19 protein-coding genes are annotated in these 24988 nt (G+C 64.6%); 8 read left to right on the top strand and 11 right to left on the bottom strand.

Features of this window, described 5'->3' with window-relative positions; genetic code table 11:
- Positions 1–4: 4 nt before the first annotated feature.
- Positions 5–1105, bottom strand: a complete 1101-nt coding sequence (locus tag AB3X95_RS33810; RefSeq protein WP_368623550.1) for a glycosyltransferase — start codon at positions 1103–1105, stop codon at positions 5–7.
- 142 nt (positions 1106–1247) lie between these two features.
- Positions 1248–3467, bottom strand: a complete 2220-nt coding sequence (locus AB3X95_RS33805) for a GNVR domain-containing protein (protein ID WP_176122542.1) — start codon at positions 3465–3467, stop codon at positions 1248–1250.
- A 221-nt stretch (positions 3468–3688) separates the two neighbouring features.
- Between AB3X95_RS33805 and AB3X95_RS33800 the strand changes: the two genes are divergently transcribed.
- Positions 3689–4072 carry a hypothetical protein gene (locus AB3X95_RS33800; RefSeq protein WP_176122541.1) on the top strand — a complete coding sequence of 128 codons (384 nt, stop codon included), beginning with the start codon at positions 3689–3691 and terminating at the stop codon, positions 4070–4072.
- A gap of 397 nt (positions 4073–4469) precedes the next feature.
- On the opposite strand, the gene AB3X95_RS33795 is transcribed toward AB3X95_RS33800, so the two are convergent.
- The 8 genes from AB3X95_RS33795 to aspT (AB3X95_RS33760) all read right to left on the bottom strand — a co-directional run bounded on the left by AB3X95_RS33795 (position 4470) and on the right by aspT (AB3X95_RS33760) (position 16420).
- Positions 4470–5714, bottom strand: a complete 1245-nt coding sequence (locus AB3X95_RS33795; protein WP_368623549.1) for a glycosyltransferase — start codon at positions 5712–5714, stop codon at positions 4470–4472.
- Between the two features lie 92 nt (positions 5715–5806).
- Positions 5807–6691 (bottom strand): polysaccharide deacetylase family protein, encoded by an 885-nt coding sequence (locus AB3X95_RS33790; RefSeq protein WP_176367705.1) that lies wholly within the window; start codon positions 6689–6691, stop codon positions 5807–5809.
- Positions 6692–6752: 61 nt separating this feature from the next.
- Positions 6753–8006, bottom strand: coding sequence for an FAD-dependent oxidoreductase (locus tag AB3X95_RS33785; protein ID WP_368623548.1), 1254 nt, complete (start codon positions 8004–8006; stop codon positions 6753–6755).
- Positions 8007–8042: 36 nt separating this feature from the next.
- Positions 8043–9032 carry a carboxylate--amine ligase gene (locus AB3X95_RS33780; protein WP_368623547.1) on the bottom strand — a complete coding sequence of 330 codons (990 nt, stop codon included), beginning with the start codon at positions 9030–9032 and terminating at the stop codon, positions 8043–8045.
- Between the two features lie 717 nt (positions 9033–9749).
- The gene (locus AB3X95_RS33775; RefSeq protein ID WP_176122538.1) at positions 9750–10973 is read right to left on the bottom strand and encodes an alanine--glyoxylate aminotransferase family protein; all 1224 of its coding nucleotides are present in this window, start codon (positions 10971–10973) and stop codon (positions 9750–9752) included.
- Positions 10974–11130: 157 nt separating this feature from the next.
- Positions 11131–12795 carry a bifunctional aspartate transaminase/aspartate 4-decarboxylase gene (locus AB3X95_RS33770; RefSeq protein ID WP_368623546.1) on the bottom strand — a complete coding sequence of 555 codons (1665 nt, stop codon included), beginning with the start codon at positions 12793–12795 and terminating at the stop codon, positions 11131–11133.
- Between the two features lie 123 nt (positions 12796–12918).
- Entirely contained in the window at positions 12919–14601 is a 1683-nt protein-coding gene (gene aspT, locus AB3X95_RS33765) for an aspartate-alanine antiporter (RefSeq protein ID WP_176122536.1), read from the bottom strand.
- 136 nt (positions 14602–14737) lie between these two features.
- Positions 14738–16420: an aspartate-alanine antiporter gene (gene aspT, locus AB3X95_RS33760; RefSeq protein WP_368623545.1), complete on the bottom strand. Its 1683-nt coding sequence runs from the start codon at positions 16418–16420 to the stop codon at positions 14738–14740.
- A 458-nt stretch (positions 16421–16878) separates the two neighbouring features.
- Here aspT (AB3X95_RS33760) and AB3X95_RS33755 point away from each other — a divergent pair, with 458 nt between their 5' ends.
- Positions 16879–17874, top strand: coding sequence for a 2-hydroxyacid dehydrogenase (locus AB3X95_RS33755; RefSeq protein ID WP_176122534.1), 996 nt, complete (start codon positions 16879–16881; stop codon positions 17872–17874).
- A 44-nt stretch (positions 17875–17918) separates the two neighbouring features.
- On the opposite strand, the gene AB3X95_RS33750 is transcribed toward AB3X95_RS33755, so the two are convergent.
- Positions 17919–18497 carry a hypothetical protein gene (locus tag AB3X95_RS33750; RefSeq protein WP_176122607.1) on the bottom strand — a complete coding sequence of 193 codons (579 nt, stop codon included), beginning with the start codon at positions 18495–18497 and terminating at the stop codon, positions 17919–17921.
- Between the two features lie 142 nt (positions 18498–18639).
- Here AB3X95_RS33750 and AB3X95_RS33745 point away from each other — a divergent pair, with 142 nt between their 5' ends.
- The 6 genes from AB3X95_RS33745 (at position 18640) to AB3X95_RS33720 (ending at position 24964) form a co-directional block, all read left to right on the top strand.
- Entirely contained in the window at positions 18640–19473 is an 834-nt protein-coding gene (locus AB3X95_RS33745; RefSeq protein WP_368623544.1) for a crotonase/enoyl-CoA hydratase family protein, read from the top strand.
- A 34-nt stretch (positions 19474–19507) separates the two neighbouring features.
- On the top strand, positions 19508–19900 hold the full coding sequence (locus tag AB3X95_RS33740) for an SRPBCC family protein (RefSeq protein ID WP_176379066.1): 393 nt from the start codon (positions 19508–19510) through the stop codon (positions 19898–19900).
- 172 nt (positions 19901–20072) lie between these two features.
- Complete coding sequence (locus tag AB3X95_RS33735; RefSeq protein ID WP_368623543.1) at positions 20073–21230, top strand: MFS transporter; 1158 nt, start codon at positions 20073–20075, stop codon at positions 21228–21230.
- A 70-nt stretch (positions 21231–21300) separates the two neighbouring features.
- Complete coding sequence (locus tag AB3X95_RS33730) at positions 21301–21852, top strand: hypothetical protein (protein WP_176367647.1); 552 nt, start codon at positions 21301–21303, stop codon at positions 21850–21852.
- Between the two features lie 41 nt (positions 21853–21893).
- Positions 21894–23054 (top strand): MFS transporter, encoded by a 1161-nt coding sequence (locus tag AB3X95_RS33725; protein ID WP_368623542.1) that lies wholly within the window; start codon positions 21894–21896, stop codon positions 23052–23054.
- A gap of 125 nt (positions 23055–23179) precedes the next feature.
- Positions 23180–24964: a PQQ-binding-like beta-propeller repeat protein gene (locus tag AB3X95_RS33720; protein ID WP_368623541.1), complete on the top strand. Its 1785-nt coding sequence runs from the start codon at positions 23180–23182 to the stop codon at positions 24962–24964.
- Positions 24965–24988: the final 24 nt, after the last annotated feature.

The raw sequence follows: 24988 nt of genomic DNA, 5'->3' as shown, positions 1-24988 counted from the left end.
GGCGTCACGCCTGATACGCCACGGAGGCGTTGACGTTGACCGGTTCCCCGCGGTAGATGCGCTCGATCACGTGCTGGAACTCATCGATCTCGCAGACGTTGAGCAAGGTGCCGTCGTGCTCGACGCCTTCCGCGCCGAGCGGCGTGGACACGACCGGCAGCTTCGCGGCGAGCATCTCGAGCGTCTTCAGCTTGACGCCGGCGCCCGACAGCAGCGGCACCACGCCGATAGCGGCGGCCTCGAAGTACTTGCCCGGATTTTCGACGAAGCCGGTCACGCAGATATCGTCGCTATTGAGGCGCTTCACGCGCTCGCTCGGATCGGAACCGACCACGAACAGCTTCAGTTGCAGACCGCGCCGGCGCAGCGGCAGAAAAATCGTGTCGATGAAATTGAGCAGCGCCTCTTCGTTTTCGCGGCGTTGCATCGCCCCCCAGAACAGGATGTTGCCTTTCTCGACCGTGTCTTTCGAGCGCCGCACTTCCTTCAGAAACGCCGGCAGCGAGATCGGCACGACCTGCACCGTGCCGACCCCGGGGTACAGGCCGTTGATCAGCTGCGCGTCTTTGCTCGACAGCACGAGCACCTTGTCGGCCAGCTTCAGCAGATGTTGTTCGAGCATGAAGGTCTGCCGTGTAAACAGCCATCCTTCGATGGACTTGATGCGCAGCATGACCTGGATCTGCACGTCATGCGCGCACATCACGATCTTCACGCCGTCGTGGAAACGCTCGCGCAGATTCTGCGCATACGTGAAGCATTGCGAGAACTCGAGCCGCACCGTGTCGTAACGGTGCCTGTCGACGAGTTCGCAAAGGAACTTGCCAATCGCGGGCTTATATCGCGAGAACAGGCGCGGTGAAAACGTCAGCGGATTCGCGAGGAACGACGGAATCAGGTCGAACCGGCTCACGTACTGGATGTAGACGTTGCGCACGTTCGCGCGGAACTCGATGTCTTTTTCGTCGACCGGCACGCGCGACACGATCAGCACGTCGAGCTCCGATTCCTCGCTCAGTTTGATCAGGTAGTCGTAGGCCAACCGGTGGCCAGCTTGCGGCGCGTTTTTCTGAGGCAGAAAAGGCGTGACAAATAGCTGTTTCATCCGAGTAGTCCCTTGCCTGTACGGTGTGCGCTCGGCAAGCGCGGCCGTAAAATCCCTTCGCATTGCTATGTTGGTTTTCTGATCGGTCCATTCGGGCGCTACGCCCCGCGCCGCGGGAGCGTCACGACCCACGCGCCCGGGTTTAGCGGTCGTACGGTTTGTAGATGTAGGCCGCGTAGCGATAGCGTCCGTAGCCGTAGCTGTAGCGTCCCGGTCGCATCTTCAGTCCGTTCATGATCACGCCGCGCACCGGCAGGCCGACCTTCTGCATCTGGCGGACCGACTCACGCAGCTCGCCGATGCCCGTCACACCCTGACGCGCGACGAAGAACGTCGTGCCAGCCACGCACGCGAGCCGCACCGCATCCGCGGCGAGCAGCACCGGCGGCCCGTCGAGCAGCACGACGTCATAGCCGGTCGCGACCTGGCGCAGCACCGACTCGAGCCGGGTGTTCGACAGCACGTCGCTCGGGCTCGCCACCTGGCGGCCGCTCGCGATGAAATCGACACCCTGGAAACGGGTCGCGCGAATCAGCTCTTCGGGGCGGTACGCGCCCTGGATCAGATCGGACAGGCCGGGACCGCGATCGCCGCCGAGATGCCGATGCAGGAAGCCGCGGCGCAGGTCACCGTCGACCAGCAGCACGCGCTTGCCGGTCGCACCGATGACCGCGGCGAGATTCAGCGACACGAACGACTTGCCGATGCCCGGCGTCGGGCCCGTGATCAGCACGATATGGTTGCGCGCCTTGGTCATCGTGAATTCGAGCGCGGTGCGAAAGCCACGCAGACTTTCGATCGCCGGATCGACCACCGCTTCGCCCGCGAGCACGAGCGCCTTCGACTCCGGCCGGCGACGGCTGTGCGCGAAGCGCTCTTCCTGACGGCTGAACGGCACGCTCGCGTAGACCGGCAGACCGGTGCGCAGCTCGACTTCGTACGGATCGTCGATCGCGTCGAACAGACGCTGACGCACGAGCGCGATCACCGAACCGACGAACACGCCGAGCATCAGCGCGCCGATGATGATCAGCAGCGGCTTGGGCCGCACCGGCGTATCGGGCGCGACGGCGCCGTCGACGATGCGCACGTTGCCGGCCTTGCCCGCCTTGATCAGCTTCAGCTGTTCGAGCGTATTGCGCAGCGACGTGTCGAGTTCGGTGCCGACCTGCACGTCGCGCTGCAGGCGCAGCACGTTCTGTTCGAGCGGCGGCAGCGACTGCGTCCGGCTCGCGAGATCTTTCGCTTCCTGTTGCGCCGCGCGCAACTGTGCGTTGACCGACTGCACGGCCGGATGCTGGTCGGTGAAGCGCGACAGCAGTTCATTGCGCTTCTGCTGGAGTTCCGCGAGCCGCGTCTGCGCCTGAACCGACAACTGCAACAGGTTGGTCGCTTCCTCGCCGAGATCGACGGTGCCATGCTTCGCGCGGAAGTCGTTGAAGCGCGTTTCCGAATCCGAAAGCTGCTGGCGCATTTCCGGAAGCTGCATTTCGAGGAAACGGATCGAACGCTCCGCTTCCTCGGATTTGCGCTTCAGGTTCTGGCTCACGTATTCGCCCGCGATGGTCCCGAGAATCGCGCTGATCTTGTTCGGATCGCTGCCTTCGAGCGACACGCCGAGGATGTCGGACTCCTTGCCTTTTTCGGAGATCGTCAATTCCTTGCGCAGCTTTTCGGTCGTCGTCAGCGCGGACTGGCGCCGCACCTCGAACGTCGCACCGGGCTTCGCGTCGATCCGGTCGACGACGAGCGTGAGCGGCCCGTAGTTGGTCGTCGCGTTCAGCGCCTGGCCGACCGTGCCTTCGAGCTTCAGCTTGCCGTATTGCAGCTCGTAGCTCGATCCCTCGCCCATCCTCAGCACGAACGGACGATCGAACAGCTCTTCCGGCACATCGAATTTCGACACTTTGATGCGCTCGTTGCCGTACACGTAGCCGTGCGGTCCCGGCGTTGACAGATGATCGGAATGACGGGCGAGCCAGCGGCCGAACAGCGGGAAGTAACGCGGTGCCGCTTCGATGTCGAGATTGAGCTTGTCGACCGCGCGGCCCACCACCATGCGCGAGCCGATCACCTGCGCCTCCCCGGACGTCGCGGTCTTCACGTCGAACATCGCGGACACGTCGCCGATCACGCTCTTGGACGAGGTGCCTGCGTTCTCTTCGACCTGCACCAGGATGTCCGCGCGATAGACGGGTTCGGAGAACACCGAATAACCGATGCCGAGCGCGACCGCGATGGCCGTCGTGAGGGCAATCAGCTTGCGGTTGTCATACAGCGCATCCAGATAGTTCGCGAAGCCTGCCGGCGGATGTTCGCTGTTGTTGTTCCGGCTATCGAATGGTGCACTGCTTTGGTTCATGCGAGTTCTCCCAAAGTCCCGACGGTTTCCCACTTCTTCCCGGCGCCCGAACCGGCACGTCGCCGCATCCAGTCACGCCCGTGTCCGATCGAGCCGACCGCCTCGATCGGACGGGGGTAGCCGATTTACGCCACATCGGCTACCTTTGTGTGTAACAGCACCTATGCGAGCTCGGCTCTTTTCCCTAACATCGCACCACTCGCGTTCTTACGGAGACCGAAATGAAAAAACTTCTTGCCGCCGTATTACCGGTATTACTGACTGCCCAGGTGGGATACGCCCAGAGCATCGTGTCCGCCTCCTCTTCTGCTTATGCCCCGCGTTATGTCGCCAAGCACTCGCAACTCGACGCGATGACGCCTCATGCGGCCAGTTCACCGACGCTCTACGGCTCTCCGTCGGATCTCGCGTACGCAAAAAAGAACCGCTATGTCGCGCCCAACGTGTACACCCAAACTAAAAACAGCCTTCCGAAGCAGAAACGTACAAGCGTTGCACAGCCTGTCCGCGGCAAGAACTCAGCGGACCCCTACGGCAGCGATTTGTGGAATTCAGACCAGACCTACGCGTCTCCCGAGACCTCCGATCCATACAGCGTGCGCTGAGCTGTAGCGCATCACCGTCTGGATCCCCCGTATGGCTGATGTGGCCGCTTGCGGCCACATTCCTGTTTGGGTTGAGCTGACTGCCGGGCCCGGTAGAGATATTTCCCCGATTAGCCGCGTCTCGTCCGCCGTTTTTCCACGCAAACGCTCACGACATGCACATGCTCTTGTTTTGATGAGTCTGCCGTTTCGTCGGCGCGCTACAACGCTCGATAAAAAGCCTTTCGTGGCAATCATAATATTCAGAGAGCCCGTCCTTACAACGTTCGGCAGCGCACACAAAAGCCGATTGCTACAGGATTGCTTCAGACAAATCACGCAATAAAAAACGCATGTTTAAAGCGACGATAACCGCGCGGATATACACGCCGTTCGCCACAATCAGCGCCGACTATTTTCAGGGCGCCGGACGCGGATTATCTGCATAACGCGCGCGCCGGCGCGACGGCGCGATGGGCGCCGAGCTTTCGCCGATGTGCATGATTTCGGCCAGACGCCGCGCGTAATGCTCGGGCAGATATTCTTCGACGTCGTACTTTCTGTGCTCATCGGCCAGATGAACGGCCAACTCGCCGAGCGCCTGTTTCAGACTGCCCGGATCGAACTTGAACTTGATCTTGTTGCCGACCGATTCCGCGGTCACCGCCATGCTGCCGCCATCGCGAATCAGCACCGGCAGGCCGAGCATCGCCGCCTCGACGACGACGAGGGGCGCGTTCTCCGCGCCCACCGACGGCACGACCACCGCATCGGCGAACTCGCGTATCGCGGGAAACAACTGCTGCTGCGGCATCGTGCCGAACAGGATCAGCTTGCGCTCGGCGATCAGCGACGCGTAGCGCTGTTCGATCGCCGCGCGATCCGGCCCGTCGCCATACACGCCGATGCTATTGATGCGTTCGAAGCCCGCCGCCTCGCAGAGCGTCAGAAATTGCATCAGGCCTTTCTCGGGCGAGATCCGTCCGACGAACGCGATGTTGAAGCGTTCCTTGCCACGCACCGTGACGATCGGCATCGCGCTCGGTACCGCCGACGGATTGTGCACGATCACCGTGTTCTCGATGCCCACGCGATGCAGCGCCTGCTGCATGAACAGGCTCGGGCACAAGATCCTGTCGAACACGCGCGCGGGCTGATAGGCCGCGCGTACCGCATGCCACCACGCCTTCGTCATCAGATCGTGCACGAGGCCCTTCGGCGTCGGCCGCAACGTGAGGACCGCGCGGGTGCGCAGCACGTCGAGCGGCAGAATGATCGGCTGCTTGTCCTTGTCGAAGTACTGCAGCGACGGGTTGTAGTAGACGAGGTGATAGTCGTGGCAGGTGTGGTACGCGCGGTAACCGAACTGACGCTGGTTGTGCGCGATCACGCTGAGAATCGAAGGCGATAGCACGTTGTGGTAGTTGTGCACCATCAGCCGATGCGGCCGGAAACGGTGCAGCGTCTTTTCGAGCGCGCGCGCGGCGGTCGTGTTCCAGGAGCGCGTCAGCATCGTCGAGCGGCCGGAAAACTGGCTATCGTCGAAACGCTCGACCTCGACGCCGCGCAGCGTGCCCAATAGCTCGGCCGATTGTTGATAGACCACTTCCGCGCCGCCCATGTGCGCGTAATCGTTGATCACAAGTACCCTGCAGCGCTGCATGTTCCCCTCCTGTTGTCTGCCTCTCGTGCCGTCTCGCGAAGAACCCGGACGGCTTGCCCGGACCAATCGCCTGGTCCGGGCGCTCCCCCTGTTCAAAACTGCGGAAACTTGCCGCGCCAGCCGCCCCCCTCGCGCAGATAGCGCAGAAACAGCGCAATGCCACTCAATTGCGCCGCGAAGCGCAGCGTCGACGCCGCATCGTCGATGATGATCGTGCGCAACCGGTACGGATCGGTGTGCTGATCGTTCCAGCCGATGTCGCAGGTCCGCGCGGTTTTGAAGCCCGCCGCGCGCACGAACTCCACTTCGCGCTCGCCGTAATTGCCGTTCGGATACGCGAAGTGCTCGCACGGCTGTTGCAGCAGCGCCGCGATTTCACGGCGGCTGTCGCTGATTTCGGCCTCGCTTTCAGCGTCGCTGCAATGCGTGAGGATCGGATGGAAGCGCGTATGCGCCTGGAAGTCGACGTGCTCGCGCATCGCCTGCATCTGTTCGATCGACAGGCCGGTCGGCCGGTCGTCGCCGTCCTGCTGGTAGCCTTGAGCCGCCAGCGCGGCGAGGCGCTCTTCGTTCGTCATGCGCTTCAGACGTTCATGGCCGACGCGCAGCGAACCCGGATGCAGCCACCAGTGACTGCGCGGCCGTCCGACGATGCGGCTGCACAGAAAGATCGTCGGGCGCACCTTGTGCTTGATGAACACCGGCAATAGCTTCGCGTTGCCCGCGTGGCCATCGTCGAGCGTGATCGCCACGCGCGGCCGGCCGCGGCCGGGCGCGCTGACGTCGGTCAATGGCACGAACTCGCACAGCTTGCTCAGATAGGTCAGATGACGGTCGAGCGTGTCCGGATCGGGATCGTGATAAAGCAGCACGGCTACGCGATCGCGCCACAGCAGCTTGCGCGTGCACCACGCGAGCCCTGACATCAACACGAAGCCCGCGAGCATCTCCTTCACGAGCGCCTTGTAGCGCTTCATGCGGGGCCCGCGGTAGCGATCGGACAGGCGCGAGCGCACAGACGCGCCCGTTGTTTGGGTCTTATTCACCTGAGCGCTCCGGCATGGGTGCATGGGCGACGGGCCACGCGCGTTGCCGCGAGCCCCCTTTCAACGAGCCGATAAGGTGCCGCGCCACGGTCGGCGACGCGTGCTTGGTTCCATAGACGAAGCGCATCACGGGCCCGAAGCTATGCGCGGACGCGGGTCCGATCACATAGAGGCCGCGCACGCGCGTTTCGTAGTGCGAGCTCAGGTCGGGCATGCCGCCTTGATTCGAAATCGCGTCGGCCAGATCTTTCGACAGGAACGCGTGCTGGCGCATGTCGGTTTTGAAGCCGGTCGCGGCGATCACGTGATCGGCGCTCACGCGTGCATCCTTGCCGTCGGTCAGCACGTTCAGCACGACGCGGTCGTTTTCGATCGCCGCGGAGCGCACCACGGTGCGATGCGAGATCTGTACCTTGCCGACCACGCGATCGTGCAGCCACCACGCGCCAGACGCGCCATACGTGTGCTCCATGATCTGCTTGCGGCGTCGCGGGTCGAGCATGTGGAACACGCCGGGAAACTCGGACAGGAACAGCGACCGCCAGCCACGCCCGAGCCCCGCGTCGGGCCCCTTGATGCGCGACAGGATGTTGCGCCCGCCGTGCGGCCGCTCGTGCCACACCACGCTGCTCTCGCGCATCAGCACGTGCGCGCGTGCGCCGAGCTCGTTGAGCAGCGCGGACAGCCCGAGCGCCGACTGCCCGCCGCCGACGATCGCAATGTCCTTGCCGCGCGCCCACTCGAGGTTGCCGTACAGCTCCGAATGCGACGCATACTGCGGCGGCAAGTCCTGCAGCGCCGGCGGAGTTTGCGCGAAGCCCTTCAGGCCGAGCGCGATCACGACCCGGCGCGCGGCGAGCGAGCGGCCGTCGCTCAGCGACAGCTGGAACTGATCGCCGACGCGGCGCAATGCGAGCACGTCGACCGGCTGGATTTCGCCGACCAGATTCGACTGGAACCACAGCCCGTACTCGACGAAGGTTTCGAGCGGCAGCGCCATGCCGAGCGGCCGGTAAGGCAGCCCTTTCAGGCGGCAGAAATCTTCGACGGTAAAGCCGCTGCGCGGCGCATGCATGCTCGACGCGAAAGCTTCGGAGCGCAGCAGCATGCCGGGCGGCATGTAGTTTCGCCACGCTCCCATCGGTTCCCCGAGGATCTGGTGATCCACGCCGGCGGCCTTCAGATGCGCGGCAAGAGATGACCCGTAGGGCCCCGCGCCAATGATGATGGTATCGGTCAAAGACATTCCTGGTCTCCAGGGGACGGGCTTTCGTCGCCAGCGTCAGGCTTTCGCCTGACGCGACTCGGGCGCCCTGATCGCTTTTTTCCAGCTGCGCTTCATGCGTCGGAGCGGATTCATCACGACATAGTGCTGCAGCGCTGGCAACGGATCGTTCCAGCGGAAATAGCCATCGAAAATTTTGGTGCGTTCGCTCAGCAGTTCGGGCGGCGGCCGGTCGGAAAACGTCGCGCGCCACGCAACCGGTAGCCGGCTCAGGCGCTCGGCTGGCAACGGCAGGCCGAGTTCATGGCGGTACGCGGCAAGCGGAATGTTGACGCCGCACAGCGTCGCGATCTCCTCCTGCCAGTCCGTGCGGCCGACCGTCGGCTCGACCATCACGAACTCGTTGTAGTTGTCGTCCCACTTGTACTCGATGCTGCCCATGCCGTCGAAACCGGCCGCCTCGGCGAAGCGCCGCGTCAGCGGTTCGAGCGTCCCGCGCGCTTCGGGCGCGGCCACGCAGATCGCGGTGTTGCCGATGCCCGGCGGCGAGCTCAACACCTTGCGGCCGGTGAACATGCTGACCATGTTGCCGTCCGCGCCGCGATAGAACAGCGTGAAGTGGATGTTGCTGTCGGGACCTTCGATCCACTCCTGCGCGATGATTCCGCCTGGCGTCGCCAGCATCGCGATCGCGCGATCGCGTGCATGCTGCAGCGTGTCGACGCGCACCGCGCGTTCTTTCTCGCCACGCAGCACATTGCGCTTGTCGTCTGGTTTCAGCACGCACGGGTAGCGCAATTCGGCCAGCCGTTCGATGTCGGCAAGCTTTTCGAGCACGACCGAGCGCGGTACCGGAAAGCCGTGGCTCTGTGCGAATTCGTGAAAGCGCGCCTTGCTCGACAACATCTTGACGGTGTCGTCGGCGGGCAAACGGAATCGATACCAGTGCGACAAAGCCAGCCGATTTTCCGACACCGCATGCACCGCGTCTTCGTCGGTCAGAATCAGAACCGGCAGACGATCGAACCGCTTGCCGAGTTCGATCATTTCGTCGACGAATCTTTTCCCAACAAAGCTTTTTATCTGATGCGCATGAACGTGTCGGCACCACGTCGCCGCGCGGCTCCTCGTATCGACTGTGACAACCGGAACGCGGGCCTGCGCGAGCGATCGCGCCACCCCCAGTCCGTTCAACTCTGCTCCAACAATAACCCCTGCCGATTGACCTGAGTCGTATGCGCTCGCCATAGTGTCGATTTCCTTGCTTCGTACGTGCATGGGCCCTCGAAGACATGCTTCGAGACTCCACGCGATCGAACTATCGAATCGGATAGAAATCCCTGTTATCGCCTCGCGGGGGCGCTTGGGCGTTAAAGCTGTATTTCGGCGGAAAGCATGCATGAGCGCGGCAGGCGCGTCCTGGCACGCGCCGTGTGTCGAATCATGGTCTTGCGATTTACCGCAGCGAGCGCATTGCGCTGCGCTCGCCGTGACCTACTTTACGTTTCCGCCTGATCTCGATACGTGCGCCGGCGCACAAAGAGCAAAAGAAAGTAAGAACAGAAAAAAACCTTTCGAAAGGCGCTCAGCCTTATTGCGTAAGGGTTTCGCCAATTATGCATTTGTTATGTAAAAACCTTGCGAAGCATTAATTTATTGCAACGCGATAATGGCGGAAAAAAACTTTCTAATGGGACTATAAAGTGCTAGATCGCACAAAAAATACGCGCTGCGAATGCTATTCGTAGCGCGTCGCAAAATGCCTTATTTACCTTCGCTCAATCCGCGCTCGAGCGCCGCGACACCCGCCGGCAGATCGACCTTGACGCCGAGATCGACCATCGTGCGGCCGAGCGCGTGCACGGTGCGAAACAGGTTGTGCTCGCGGCACTGCTCGCCCATCTGGCCGATCCGCACAATCGGCAAACCGAACGAGCCAGCGATTTCCACCTGATGCTGTCGCGAGATATGCGCGCAGACGTCGGCGGGACTCAGGCCGTCAGGCACCTCGATGCCGATCACCGAGTTGAGCCGGCAATTCTCCGGCGCATACAGTTGCAGGCCCATCGCGGTGACGCCCTGCTGCAACGCGAGCGAGCATTTCAGATGGCGCGCGAAACGCTTCTCCAGCGTTTCCGCGCAGACGAGCCGCAGCGCCTCGTGCAAAGCGAGTACGCCGGACACCGGTGCAGTGTAGTGATAGCCGGCGTTGTGCCAGAAGTTTTCCGCCAGCGACGCATCGAGGCACCAGTGCGTGTTGGGCACCGTGCGGCCTTTGACGCGCGCCCACGCCGCGTCTGAGAACGCGATCAGCGACACACCCGGAATCGACGACAAGCCCTTCTGGCCGCCAGTAATCACCGCGTCGATGCCCCAGTTGTCCATTTCGAGCGGCATCGTGCTCAGCGTGCAGACGGCGTCGACGATCACGAGCGCGCCGGTTTCCTTCGCGAGCGCGACGATGTCTCTCAGATGATGATTCCACACGGTGTTCGAAGTCTCGCCCTGCACGACCGTGACGACCTCGGGACGCTCGCGGCGCAGCGCGTCGGCGACCTGATCGAGACTCGCGACCGTGCGGTCCGCGACTTCGAGCGTGGTCACCTTCGCGCCGACGCGCCGGCCCATTTCGCCCATGCGGTCGCTGAAGAAGCCGTTCTTGATGCACAGCATGCGCGTGCCTTCCCACGCGAGATTGCAGATCGCCATCTCCATCGCGCCCGATCCCGGTCCCGCTACGCCGAGCACCCACTTCGACTGCGTCTGGAACACGTAGCGCGCCATCGTCTTCACCTGGTTCACCACCTTCGCCATCGTGCCGCCCAGATGGTTGATCACGATCGCATTGGCCTTCGCGACCGCGGCGGGAATCGGCACGGGGCCGGCGCCCATCATCAGCAGCGGTTCTTCGGGAAGGATGGCGTCGAGCGATTCGACAACCGGACAGGGGACGGACGAAGCAACGGTAGTAGAGGTTGAAGTCGGCATGATCGGTGTGTGAATGTGAAGCGCAAAGGAGCGAACGGCCTCGCCGCAGATATGCCGCTCGAGGCCGTTCGTCCGATCATTCACCGAACCGCGCGATTGCGCAAGTTTTTTGGCTGGGGTAGCGGGCCGCCAGGCGCGACCGATACACCCTCGCCAGTCACTTCATCACCTTGCTCTTGTCTAGCTTGCTGCCGGTCGCCGCGTTGTAGCGCTCGACATACTCCTCGATCAGCCTGCGCATCGCCCGACCGATCTTGCGATAGTCGGACTCGTTCAGATTGGCGAGCGACACGCGCCCCGACGGGTGCTGGGTGCCGAAGCCGCGGCCCGGCAGCAGCACCACGCGCGCCTCGCGCGCGAGCCGGAACAGCAGCTCGGACGGCTCGGTGTTCTTCAGCAGCCAGTCGACGAACTCGCGCCCGTAGGCTCTTTCACCGAGGAATTCGATGTCGACGATCGTGTAGTAGTCGACCTGGTTCGGATCGTCGTCCTCGAACGCGATGCCCACTTCCTCGTACAGCGCCTGCTTGCGCTTGCGGATCAGGCGCTTCAGCGCGTTCTTGTACGCGTCGGGCGTGTCCATCAAGGAGAACAGCGAGAACAGCACCATCTGCACCTGCTGCGGCGTCGACAACCCGGCCGTGTGATTGAGCGCGACGGTGCGGCTGTCGGCCACGAGCCGGTCGATGAACTTCAGCTTGTCGGGCTCGGTCGTGATCGACTCGTAGCGACGATGCAGCTCCTTCTTCACGTCGGCCGGCAGTTTGCCGATCAGCTTGTCGAGCACGTTGTCGCGATGCGTGGCCACCGCACCGAGACGCCAGCCGGTCGCGCCGAAATACTTCGAGTACGAGTAGACGAGGATCGTGTTCTTCGGCGCGAGCGCGAACAGCGACACGAAGTTGTCGGCGAACGTGCCGTACACGTCGTCGGTCAGCAGGATCAGATCGGGACGTTCCTTGACGATGTCCGCGACGTGCTCGAGGCTCGCGTCGTCGATCTTCACCGACGGCGGATTGCTCGGATTCACGAGGAAGAACGCCTTCACTTTCGGATCGCGCAGCTTGTCGAGCTCCTGCTTCGAGTACTGCCAGCCGTGCGCGACGTCGGCATTGATATGCACGACTTTCAGCTGATAGTCGTTCAGCGCCGGGATCTCGATGTAGGGCGTAAAGATCGGCATGCCGAGCGCGATCGAGTCGCCCGCCTTGATCAGATGGTTCTCGCGCATCGTGTTGAAGATGTAGGTCATCGCCGCGGTACCGCCTTCTACGGCGAAGATGTCGAACTCGCCGATGAACGGATGCCTGCCGATCATCTCGCGACGCAGATACTGGCCGACGATGATTTCCGACAGCTTCAGCATGCGGTCGGGTACCGGGTAGTTCGACGCGAGAATGCCCTCGCACATCTCATACAGAAAGTCGGTGCCGGACAGCCCGAGCTGATCGCGCACGTACGACACCGCGCCGCGCAGAAAGTCGATGCCGGGCACGCCGCGGTTCTCGCGTATGAACAGATCGAAACGCTCCGCGAGTCCGTCGCGGCGCGGAAAACCGCCGACGCCTTCGGGCATGTACGCGAACGAGCGCTCGGACTCGCGCATCGCGAACAGGCCGAGCTGCCAGAAGCCGTGGCGAGGGATCGTCGCAAGAAAGTTCGGGTTGCCACGGCCGGCGTTGAGCATCGCGATGTTGGCGGCCCGCTCGACCGCGCCGCCGCCGGCGGCCTTGATCAGTTCGTCCTTCAGTTCGAACGGGCTCAGCGCGGCAAGACCCGCGTCCACGCCCGAGCGTTTCTTATCGCCCTTCTCTTTAGCCATGATGCGTTCTCCAGTGAAGAGGTGAAACACGCCGGCGTGGCGAGGGGTCCCGGTTGCGGCCGGCTACAGGGATCGATACGCAGCGGCGTTCGATAACCGTGCGATCAACGTCGGGTGAGCGCGCTACACGAGCCCGACCACCAGCGGCCCGAGCAGTGTCAGCGCGACGTTCGCGATCGCATAGGTGATCGCGAACGGCACGGTCGGCACCGCGCTTTCGGCCTTATCGAGCACGCCGCCGAACGCCGGGTTGGCGCTGCGCGAGCCGGACAGCGCGCCGGCCAGAATCGCCGCGTTGTTGTAGCGCAGCACGTAACGGCCGAACAGCATCGTCAGCAGCAGCGGAAACAGCGTGACGAACACGCCGAGCAGGAAGATGGTCACGCCGCTTTGCTTGACCGTGACGACCGCCTGCAGGCCCGAGTTCAGGCCGACCACCGCGACGAACGCGGCGAGCCCGAAGTCCTTCAGCAATTGCGAGGCGGCCGATGGCATCACGCCGTACATCGGATGCTTGCCGCGCATCCAGCCGAACAGCAGGCCCGCCAGCAGACAGCCGCCGCCCGAGCCGAGCGTGAGCGGCACGCCGCCCACGTTGACGACGATCAGCCCGATCAGCAGACCGATCACGAGGCCGACGCCCATGTAGATGAAATCGGTCTTGTTGCTGTACGGCAGCTCGTAGCCGGCAGCTTCGACCGCGCGCTTGGTATCTTTCGGCGAGCCGTAGAAGGTGATCACGTCGCCGTGCTGCAGCTCGGTTTCGGGCAACACCGGCAGCGGCTGCCCGACGCGCGTGATGCTCTGCACGTAGACGCCGTGCCGCATGTCGCGATCGATCATCTGGCGCGCGGCCGCGATCGTCGTGTGATTCATGCCCTTGCGCGTGAACACGCCTTCGCGCGTCTGCATCACGACGCCGATGTCCTCGGCGTCGCCGACCTCGTTGCCTTTCGCGCCGAACGCGACGACCGCCTCGCGGCGGCCCACGACGAGCACGATGTCGTCGGGTTGCAGCACGAAGTCGGGCTTCGGCTCGATCTGCTGGTTACCGCGCTTGACGCGCTCGATCGTCAGACCTTCGCCGTGCAGCGACTCGACCGCCTGCACGCTCTTGCCGGCGCTGAAGTCGATCCGGTATGCGCGCCCGACCAGTTCGGGCAGCGCCGCCACCTGCCCCGGTCCGCGCGTCGGCGCGCCCGACGACAGCTCGCGCTCCGCCTCGATCGACGCTTCGCGCAAGCCCTGGCCCATGAACTTCGGCAGGATGTTCACGCACACGATGATCGCGCCGAGCGAACCGAACACGTAGGTGACCGCGTACGCGATCGCGACATCCGATTGCAGCGATCTGACCTGATCGGCGGGCAGGCCGAGCCGCGCGATCGCGTCGCCCGCGGTGCCGATGATCGCCGACTGCGTGAGCGCGCCGCCCGCGAGTCCGGCCGCGAGCCCCTTGTTCAGATGGAACAGCTTCGCGCACACGACCACCGTGATCAGCGCGGTGACCGCGAGAAACACGGCCATCGCGATCTCGCGCAGCGTCTTGCGGTTCAGCGAGTTGAAGAAGCCGGGCCCGGAGTCGTAGCCGACCGCGTAGATGAACACCGCGAACATCACCGCCTTCACGCCGTTGTCGACCGTCACGCCCGCCTGGCTGATCACGACCGCCGCGAGCAGCGAGCCGCCCACGCCGCCGAGCTGGAACTTGCCGAAGTTGATCTGCCCGATGAAATAGCCGACCGCGAGCGACAGGAACAGCGCCATCTCCGGTGACTTGTGAAAGATGTTGTGTAGCCAGTCCATCGCGCCCTCGCTGAGTTGTTGTCGGGTTCGTTGGCGATACCCGGCACGGGTATACGGCGCGCGCCTGTGCCGCGCGAGCGCCTGATTTGCCGCGAAGTGCGAAACGCCGTGCGGCATGCGGCTTCGGCAAGTCCGGCTAGCCGAGCTTGCCGGCAAGGCCCACCACCACGGGCCCCATCAAAGGCAACAGGATGTTGGAGAGCGCATAGGTGATCGTGTAGCCGATCACCGGCGTCGAATTGCCGGCCACGCCGACGAGCGCGCTGATGGCCGGCGTGCTGCACTGCTGGCCCGCGATCGCGCCGAGCAGCATCGGCGCTTCGAGCTTCAACAGCGCATGGCCGACCCATAGCGACAGCAGGCCCGGCACCAGCACCATCAGGATCCCGGCGAGCGGCAGCGCGAGCCCGTACTCGCGCACGAGCTTGATCGCGTCGGGACCGGCCGACAGCCCGACCGCGGCGATGAACGTCGCGAGTCCGAAGTCCTTGAGGATCTGCGCGGCCGCCGACGGCAGCGAGCCGACCAGCGGATGGCGCGAGCGGACCCAGCCGAACAGCAGCCCCGACAGCAGACAGCCGCCGCCTGTGCCGAGCGCGAGCGTCACGCCGCCGATCGTGCCGCCGAGCCGCCCGATCGCCATACCGACCAGCACACCGAGGCCGAGATAGACGAAGTCGGTCTTTTCGGTCGGCGGCAATACATAGCCGAGCCGCTTCGCGCCACGTTCGACGTCGGCTTTCGCGCCGACCAGCGTCAGCACGTCGCCGCGATGCAGATCGGTGCCGGGCAGCGCGGGAATCGTCGATTCGAGCCGCGTGATCGCGGCGATATAAACGCCGCGCGCGTTTTCCGGCTTGGCCTGCGCGCGCAGTTGCGCGACCGTCATCCCATCGACGTCGGCCCGCGTCAGCACCACGTTGAGCCGTTGCGCGAACACCTGGCCGAAATCGGCGCCCAGCACCTCTTCACCGAGGCCAGCCGACGCCGCGACGACCGCCGCGCGCCGTCCGGCGACGAGCACGACATCGCCGGCCGCGAGCCGCGTCTCCATGGCGACCGGCAGGTCCGCGCCGTGGCGCTCGATCTGCTCGACGGTCAGGTTGTAGCCGTATTGCTCCTCGAGCGCGCGCACCGTGATGCCGGCGGCTTTGCCGATTCGAAACGCGCGGCCGACGAGCGCCGGCGCGGCCGCGCTCTGTCCTTCGCTGAACGCGCCCTCGCCGCCGAGCTTGCGCCACACGCGCTCGGCTTCTTCGCGCAGATTGACGCGCAGCAGCAGCGGCGCGAACTGGCTCGTAAACAGCACGATCGTGACCAGGCCGAACAGGTAGCTGACGCTGTAAGCGGTCACGATATTGGCCTGCAGACGCTGGGTTGCCGCGTCGCCGAGACCGAGCTTCGCGATCGCCTCGGACGCGGTGCCGATCACCGCCGACTCGGTCGCCGCGCCCGCGAGCAGTCCAGACGCGGTGCCGACGTCGAGCCGCAGCACGCTGACCGCGATCATGATCAGCACCAGCACCGAGACGATTTCGATCAGCGACAGCAGCCCATAGCGCCAGCCGCGCCCGATGTTCGCGAAGAACTGCGGCCCGCCGGTGAAGCCGAGCGCGAAGATGAACAGCGCGAACGCGATGTTCTTCAGGTCGGGCGCGATGCGCGCACCGCTCTGCCCGAGCACGAGCGCGACGATCAGCGTGCCGCACACGCCGCCGAGCTGAATCGGTCCGATATGAAACGAGCCAATGAAATAGCCAATGGCGAGACATGCGAATAGTGCGATTTCGGGTTGCGATCTCAGCAATTCACCAATCATGTTGGCTCGCCGATTTACAGTTGATTAACGAAAAACGGAACACCAACCGTTTGAAAACCGAATCAAACCGTCTGACGAAGGTGACGCGATGGTGACGTCGCGCGGGCAACGGGCGCGATGCACGACACCTCAAAGAACGCTGCGATGACAGGAGAACCACGCAATGGATGCCGGAAGCGCCGCACAGCGGGCACCGGCGCGCCTGGACGAACGCACCGCCTGGCAATGCCGGCGGTGAAACGATTTCCCGAACGCCCGACAGTTACTCTTTCATCGCGAAGTCGCCTAACATCGTGAAAAGATAATCTGCTGTTTGGCTAGTTTCTCGCCGCATGTTTGTACATGCTTTGTTCGGAATGCTCGTTATTTGATATTGCAGTTCGGCACCCCTGTCAATGTCATTTACGAAAAACCGACTTCGCAAATCACGTCTAAAGCACGCTTCTTCGGAGCCTCATATGCGCACGATCCTGTTCAGCAGTCGTCAATACGACGTCGATACTTTCACCGAAGCCAATGTCGCGCATGGCTATGAACTGCATTTCCAGGAATCCCCACTCGACAGCGAGACCGCGATCCTCGCGCATGGCTACGACGTGGTCTGCCCGTTCGTCAACGACAACGTCGACGCCGCCACGCTCGAACGGCTTCATGCGGGCGGCACGCGCATGATCGCGCTGCGCTCGGCAGGCTTCAATCACGTCGACCTCGCGGCGGCCGAGCGGCTCGGCCTGCCGGTCGCGCGCGTGCCGGCCTATTCGCCGTATGCGGTCGCCGAACATGCGGTCGGGCTGATTCTCGCGCTGAACCGGCGCCTGCCGCGCGCTGTCGCGCGCACGCGCGAAGGCGACTTCTCGCTGCATGGGCTGCTCGGCTTCGACCTGCACGGCAAGACGGTCGGCGTGATCGGCACCGGCATCATCGGCCGGGTATTCGGGCGCATCATGGCGGGTTTCGGCATGCAGGTGCTCGCCTACGACCCGGGGCCGCACGCCGACGAACTGATCGCGCTCGGCGCGCGCTACGTGCCGCTCGATACCTTGCTCGCCGAATCGGACATCGTCAGTCTGCATTGCCCGCTGCTGCCCGACACCTATCATCTGATCAACCGCGCCGCGCTCGCGAAGATGAAGCGCGGCGCGATGCTGATCAACACCGGGCGCGGCGGGCTCGTCGAGGCGAACGCCCTGATCGGCGCGTTGAAGGACGGCCAGCTAGGCCATCTCGGGCTCGATGTGTACGAGGAAGAAGGCGGCATCTTCTTCGAGGATCATTCGAATCTGCCGCTGCAGGATGACGTGCTCGCGCGTCTGTTGATGTTCCCGAACGTGATCGTCACCGCGCACCAGGCGTTCTTCACGCGCGAGGCGATGACCGAGATCGCGCAGACCACGCTCGCGAACATCGCGGCGTGGCAGGCGGGCACGCCGCGCAACCTCGTGCAGGCGGGGTAGCGGTGACAACCGGGGCCTATGCGAGTTGCCGAGGACCGCGAAAGTCAGACGTCGCTGTCGCCCAGTTGGGTCGCGCGAATCTCGGTGCGGGCGTCATCGGCCGCGCCGCACAGCTCACGCAGCAATGCCGCCTCGCGCTCGTGCACTTCGACCGGACACCAGCGCGCGCCCGCCTCGGCCAGATAGCGCGCGCGATGCTGGCCGTTGCGAAACGCCACCACCCCCTCGCGCTCGATGCCGATCCAGCCGAGCAGTCCCGGCGCGCGTCGCGTGGAGATCGTCACGTAGGGCATCTGCGGAATGCGCGCGCTGTCGGGATCGAGAAACTCGCGAATGCCGCGGACCTTGCCCGCGTGCCATTCGGCGACCGGCTTCAGCACGTAATCGGTGTTATCGCGATTCGCGCACACGAGCAGCTTGCGCAGATCGACGAGCACCACCTGGTGACGCGTGCTGTCGGTCACGAAGACGCGCTTCAGACGCACATGGTCGTACCACGAATGCTCGCGCAACGGCACGATCCAGACCGTTTCGGCGCTGGTCGGTGCGGAGGCCGGGGATGAATTGGGCAAAGGCAGGGACAAAGGCACACTCGGCAAGCTGACGGCAGGACGCCAGCGCATTAATAGAGCGCTCACGCTACGAGCTGGATGTGACGAAAACATGACGGCCTACCGGATTAATTGCGCTGCATGAGCGGTTGGCGACACCGCCTGATGAGCAGGCGAATACGGCGCTTCAGATACCCTTCAGGTATACATAACGATGATAACCACCGAACATTTCAATAGCCACGTGCGAATCGAATCGCATGACGTCAACGGCGTCGCGACGATCGTGCTGGACAGGCCCGCGCGGCGCAACGCGGTCGACCGGCAGGTGGCCGACGCATTGAGCGCCGCGTTCAGCCGCTTCGAGGCCGAGCCCGCATGGCGCGCGGCCGTGCTGTTCGGCGCGGGTGGCACGTTTTGCGCGGGCGCCGACCTGAGCGCGCTCACCGACGACACGCGCCGCAACGAACTGCACGCCGACGGCAGCGGCCCGGGTCCGATGGGACCGACACGCACACGCTTCAGCAAGCCGGTGATCGCCGCGATCGCCGGCTACGCGGTCGCGGGTGGACTCGAGCTTGCCGCGATGTGCGATCTGCGCGTCGTCGAGGAAGACGCGGTGCTTGGCGTGTTCTGCCGGCGCGTCGGCATTCCGCTGATCGACGGCGGCACGATCCGGCTGCCGCGGCTGATCGGTTTGTCGCGCGCGCTCGATCTGATCCTGACCGGCCGCGCGGTCGATGCGCGCGAGGCCCTCGCGTTCGGGCTCGCCAATCGCGTGGTGCCGAAGGGCGAAGCGCGCGCGGCCGCCGAGCAACTGGCCGCGGAGCTCGCGGCGTTTCCGCAGGCGGCGCTGCTCGCCGATCGCCGCTCCGTGCTCGAGAACAGCACGCTTGAAGATCTCACCGAGGCGTTGCGGCGCGAAGGCGCGGGCGGCTACGCGGCGGTCTTCGCCGAGGGCGTGGCGGGCGCGGCGCGCTTTGCGTCGGGCGCGGGCCGTCATGGCGACAGGTTCGACGCGGATCAGCCGGCGCCGCCCAATCGTTGAGACATGCTTACCTGAATCGAAGAGAGGAACTGCGATGGCTACGATCTACCGGGAAATCGCCGTGGAAACCGCCGCGGCCGATGCATGGGCCGCGCTGCGCGATCCCGCCGACGTCGCCCGCGCGTTCGCGGGCGTGCTGACCGAGGCGCGCATGGAAGGAGAACTGCGCTGGGTCACGTTCGCCGACGGCACCGTGGTCGAGGAACGCGTGATCGCCGTCGACGATGCGCACCTGCGCCTCGCCTACTCGGTGGGCGGCGGACGCTTCGAGCATCATCACTCGACGTTGCAGGTCGTCGCCGAGACGCCCACGCGTTGCCGCGTGATCTGGATCAGCGACTTCAAGCCCGACGAGCGCGCAACCGTGGTCGAAATGCTGGTGGATGCGGGCTGCGCGGCGCTGCAGCGCAACCTGGCGCGACACTGAGCGCCGCTTTCCATAAAAACAACAGCCGCCCTGACGGCCTGCAAGGCAGATTTGACTTAGGTAGAATCCCCTACTGCTTTCCCCTATCCGGCAACAGCGTTTCCGCCTTCGGAAACGCCCGCCCGGCGCCTGTTTTTCGCGCCGCTTCACGCGCCACACCCCCATCATCGCCATGCCTTTGCCTCTGCTTGCCCTTGCCGTTGCCGCGTTTGGAATCGGTACCACCGAGTTCGTCATCATGGGGCTGTTGCCCGACGTCGCGCGCGATCTGTCCGTGTCGATTCCGGCGGCAGGCATGCTGGTGTCCGCGTATGCGCTCGGCGTGACGATCGGTGCGCCGATCGTCGCGATCGCGGTCGCCAACATGCCGCGCAAGAAGGCGCTGATGAGCCTGATCGGGGTGTTCATCGTCGGCAATCTGCTGTGCGCGATCGCGCCGGGTTACGCGGTGCTGATGGCCGCGCGCATGGTCACCGCGTTCTGCCACGGCGCGTTTTTCGGCATCGGCTCGGTGGTCGCGGCAGGCCTCGTCGCGCCGAATCGCCGCGCGCAGGCGATCGCGCTGATGTTCACCGGCCTCACGCTCGCCAATGTGCTCGGCGTGCCGCTCGGCACCGCGCTCGGCCAGGCGGTCGGCTGGCGCGCCACATTCTGGGCCGTGACCGGCATCGGTGTGCTGGCGGCGGCCGCGCTCGCGGTGTGCCTGCCCGCGAAGATCGAGATGCACAAGGCGAGCCTCGTGCGGGAGTTCAGCGTGCTGAAGAACCCGCAGGTGCTGATGGTGCTCGGCATCAGCGTGCTTGCGTCGGCGAGCCTGTTTTCGACCTTTACCTACATCACGCCGATTCTCGAGGACGTGACCGGCTTCACGCCGCACGCGGTCACGCTGGTGCTGCTGCTGTTCGGCCTCGGTCTGACGGTCGGCAGCACGCTCGGCGGCAAGCTCGCGGACTGGCGGCTGATGCCGTCGCTGGTCGCGTTCCTGATGGCGATCGTCGTGATTCTGTGCGTGTTCGCGGGCACGATGCACGCGCGCATTCCGGCGATGCTGACCGTGTTCGTGTGGGGTGTGCTCGCATTCGCGATCGTGCCGCCGCTGCAGATGCTGATCGTCGATCGCGCGAGTCATGCGCCGAATCTTGCGTCGACGCTGAATCAGGGCGCGTTCAACCTCGGCAACGCGACCGGTGCGTGGCTCGGCGGCATGGCGATCGGCGCTGGCGCGCCGCTGACGACGCTGCCGTGGGTCGGCGTCGCGACCGCGCTGGGTGCGCTGTTGCTGACGTTGTGGTCGGTGTCGATCGAGCGGCGGGTGGCGGTGGCGGGGTAAGCTTGCCGACCGAAGTCGTGGTTCGAGAAAGCGATCACACCATTCTGCACTTTGCCTATAAACCTCTTCGATGAAGCATCCCACCGTCTACACGACTACCCCTGCCACCGGCGTTTCCGCCGTCATGCGGTGGGATGAACAAAGCTCTACGCTGACCTGTGAGGTCACATATCCGCCTTTGGCTGCGCCGCCGGACCCGCAAAACAATCTCAGCGACTTGCTAGATGCACGCTTCGGCATTGGCGCGCCCCGTTATGTCCTCACGGCGGGCACCTTATCGATGCTTGTCGACCAGCATCACCGATTGACCGGATTGGACTTTTACACCAATCCTGAGCGATGGGCCGTCCGCACGTCCGAACTGGCAGAGCCAAGCGACGAAACTCCACACATCGAGTCAGAATTCGACGCCCACGGACATGCAGACGACATGGGCGCGCCGGAGGTCTTTTACGAGCCTCGCGACGGCACCCTTTATCTGTCGTGGGGTAACGTGTCTCACTGGTACGGTATTGCGCCAACGCTCGCGATCGGCGTCGATGACGACGAGCGTCTCACGCAAATCCGTCTGAGCAGTCTGACGATACCGCCGCGACGCGGCAAATCCGCCGAGATGGGATGAAGATCGCGCGCCCCCCCGCACGCGTAGTAGCATCCCCGCCGATGAAAGTCATCCTCACCCGCGATTTCCTCGCGCTGATCCTGAGCGTCGCCGTCGTCGGACTCGGCAGCGGCGCCACCCTTCCCCTCACCGCCCTCGCGCTCGCTCAAGCCGGTTACGGCACCGACGTGGTCGGCCTGTTGACCGCCGCGCAGGCGGGCGGCGGTCTCGCCGTGGTGCCGCTCGCCGGCTGGATCGCGGCGCGCTTCGGCGGCCGTCAGGTGATCGTCGGCGCGGTGCTGGTGGTGGCCTGCGCGACCGCGCTGATGCAGCTCACCGCGAACCTGTGGCTATGGGCGCTGCTGCGCGTGCTGTGCGGCGCGGCGCTGATGCTGCTGTTCACGATCGGCGAAGCGTGGGTCAACCAGCTCGCCGACGATGCGTCGCGCGGCCGCGTGATCGCGATCTACGCGACCAACTTCACGCTGTTCCAGATGTCGGGGCCGGTGCTGGTGAGCCAGATCGCGGGCTTCACGCAGGGACGCTTTCTGCTGTGCGGCGCGATTTTCCTGCTCGCGCTGCCGCTGCTCGCGGCGATCCGCGCCACGCCGCATGCATCGAGCGAAGAACACGCCGAGCATGGCGGCTGGCGTCGCGTACTGCCGCGCATGCCCGCGCTCGTGATCGGCACCGGCTTCTTCGCTCTGTTCGACACGATCGCGCTATCGCTGCTGCCACTGTTCGCGATGTCGCATGGCATTTCGAGCGAAGTGGCCGTGCTGTTCGCGTCCGCGCTGTTGCTCGGGGACACGACGATGCAGTTTCCGATCGGCTGGCTCGCCGACCGGCTCGGTCGCGAACGGGTGCATATCGGCTGCGGCATCGTGGTCGTCGCGTTGTTGCCGCTGCTGCCGTGGGCAGTCGGCTCGCCGTGGCTGCGCTGGCCGCTGTTGTACTTGCTCGGCGCGGCCGCGGGCGCGATCTACACGCTGTCGCTGGTGGCCTGCGGCGAGCGCTTTCGCGGTGTCGCGCTGGTGTCGGCGAGTTCGCTGGTCGGCGCGTCGTGGAGCGCGGCGAGCTTCGGCGGCCCGCTCGTCGCCGGCGCGTTGATGAAAACGGTCGGCCACGATGCGGTGATCGGCGTGCTGTTGTGCGCGGCGCTCGCGTTTCTGGTGACGGCGTGGTGGGAGCGTCGGCGGATCGCGCTGCGGGCGGCGAGTTGACGACTAGACGCTAGTTGCTGGCTTTTACGATCTATACGCCGGGTGATAATCTTCAACCCACGTTGCGCGGGCACTCGACACGGCCCATATTTGGTGGTGCCACCGCAAGCAACGGGGAGTCCGCCATGGTCTCGATGCGCTTGTTGCTCCGTGCCAGCCTGTTGGGCACGGCGATCGCGGTAGCCGCGATCGTCGCCGCAAACTGTGGAGGCGGCGGAGGCGGAAACAGCAGTGCCCCGACGGGCACGAGCGCCGGCGGCAGCGCCTCATCCGGCGCATCGACCCCAGCCGCGGCAAGCGGCGGCAGCACCACCACCACCGGTGGCACCACGAGCGGCGGCACCGGCACCGGTAGCACCGGCACCTCGGGCACGTCGATGGGCGGTACATCGACGGCAGCCGTGCAGGACGTGCTCACATATCACAACGACATTGCGCGCACCGGCCAGAACCTCGGCGAAACCACGCTGACGCCCGCCAACGTGACGGCCGCGAAGTTCGGCAAGGTCGGCTTCTTTAGTGTCGACGGCAAGGTCGACGCGCAGCCGCTATTCATCGCTTCGCTGGCGATCGCAGGCGGCACGCACAACGTGCTGTACGTCGCGACCGAGAACGACACCGTGTACGCATTCGATGCCGACACCGGCGCGACCCTGTGGCAGGTGCGCACACTCGGCAGCGGCGAAACTCCGAGCGACGATCTCGGCTGCAGCCAGATCGTGAACACGATCGGCATCACCTCGACACCGGTGATCGACCGTTCGCGCGGCACGCACGGCACGATCTATGTCGTCGCGATGTCGAAAGACGCGGCCGGCGGCTACCATCATCGCATTCACGCGCTCGACCTCGCGACCGGCGCCGAACTGCTGAACGGTCCCACCGAAGTCGCCGTCGCCTCTTACCCGGGCACTGGCGCGGGCAATACGAACGGCGTCCTGCCGTTCACCACGTCGTTGTACGCGGAGCGCGCGGGGCTGCTATTGCTCGGCAGCACGCTTTACACATCATGGACCTCGCACTGCGACCACGGCGGCTATACCGGCTGGATCATGGGCTACGGCGCCGACACGTTGCAGCAGACCACCGTGCTCAACGTGACGCCTAACGGCATCGGCGGCGCGATCTGGATGAGTGGCGCGGGACCGGCGTCGGACGGCTCGTCGATCTATCTGCTCGATGCGAACGGCACCTTCGAAACGACGATGACCTCGAGCGGCTTTCCGGCCAACAACGACTTCGGCAATACGTTCCTGAAGCTACGCACGTCGGGCGGCCTGTCGGTCGCGGACTACTTCGCGATGACGAACCTCGTGCAGGAGTCCAACGACGACATCGACCTCGGCTCCGGCGGCGCACTGGTGCTGCCGGATCTGACCGACGGGAACGGCGTCGTGCAGCATCTGACGCTCGGCGCGGGCAAGGACAGCACCATCTACGTGCTGAATCGCGATTCGATGGGCAAGTTCAACCCGACGACCGACAACATCTATCAGGAGATTCCCGCGCAGCTGGCCGGAGGCGAGTTCGGCATGCCCGCCTATTTCAACGGGCGCGTGTATTTCGGCTCGGTCGGCGATCATCTGAAGGCATTCACCGTGACCAATGCGAAGCTGTCGATCACCCCGACCGCGCAAAGCGCGATGACGTTCGCCTATCCCGGCACGACGCCGAGCATCTCGGCGAATGGCACGACGAATGGCATCGTATGGGCCGCCGAAAACGGCAACGTCGCGGCACTGCATGCGTTCGACCCGGTCACGCTCAACGAGCTTTACAACAGCAACCAGATGGGCACGCGCGATCAATTCGGCACCGGCAACAAGTTCATCACACCGATGATCGCGAACGGCAAGGTGTATGTCGGCACGACGAACGGCGTGGCCGTGTTCGGCTTGCTGGGTGGGTGAAGCGGACGACGCGCCGGGTCATTG

This window comes from Paraburkholderia sp. BR13444 (assembly GCF_040948755.1).
Lineage (GTDB): Bacteria > Pseudomonadota > Gammaproteobacteria > Burkholderiales > Burkholderiaceae > Paraburkholderia > Paraburkholderia youngii.
The sequence above is the reverse complement of the archived record's forward strand: the minus strand, read 5'-3'. Positions and strand labels throughout refer to the sequence as shown.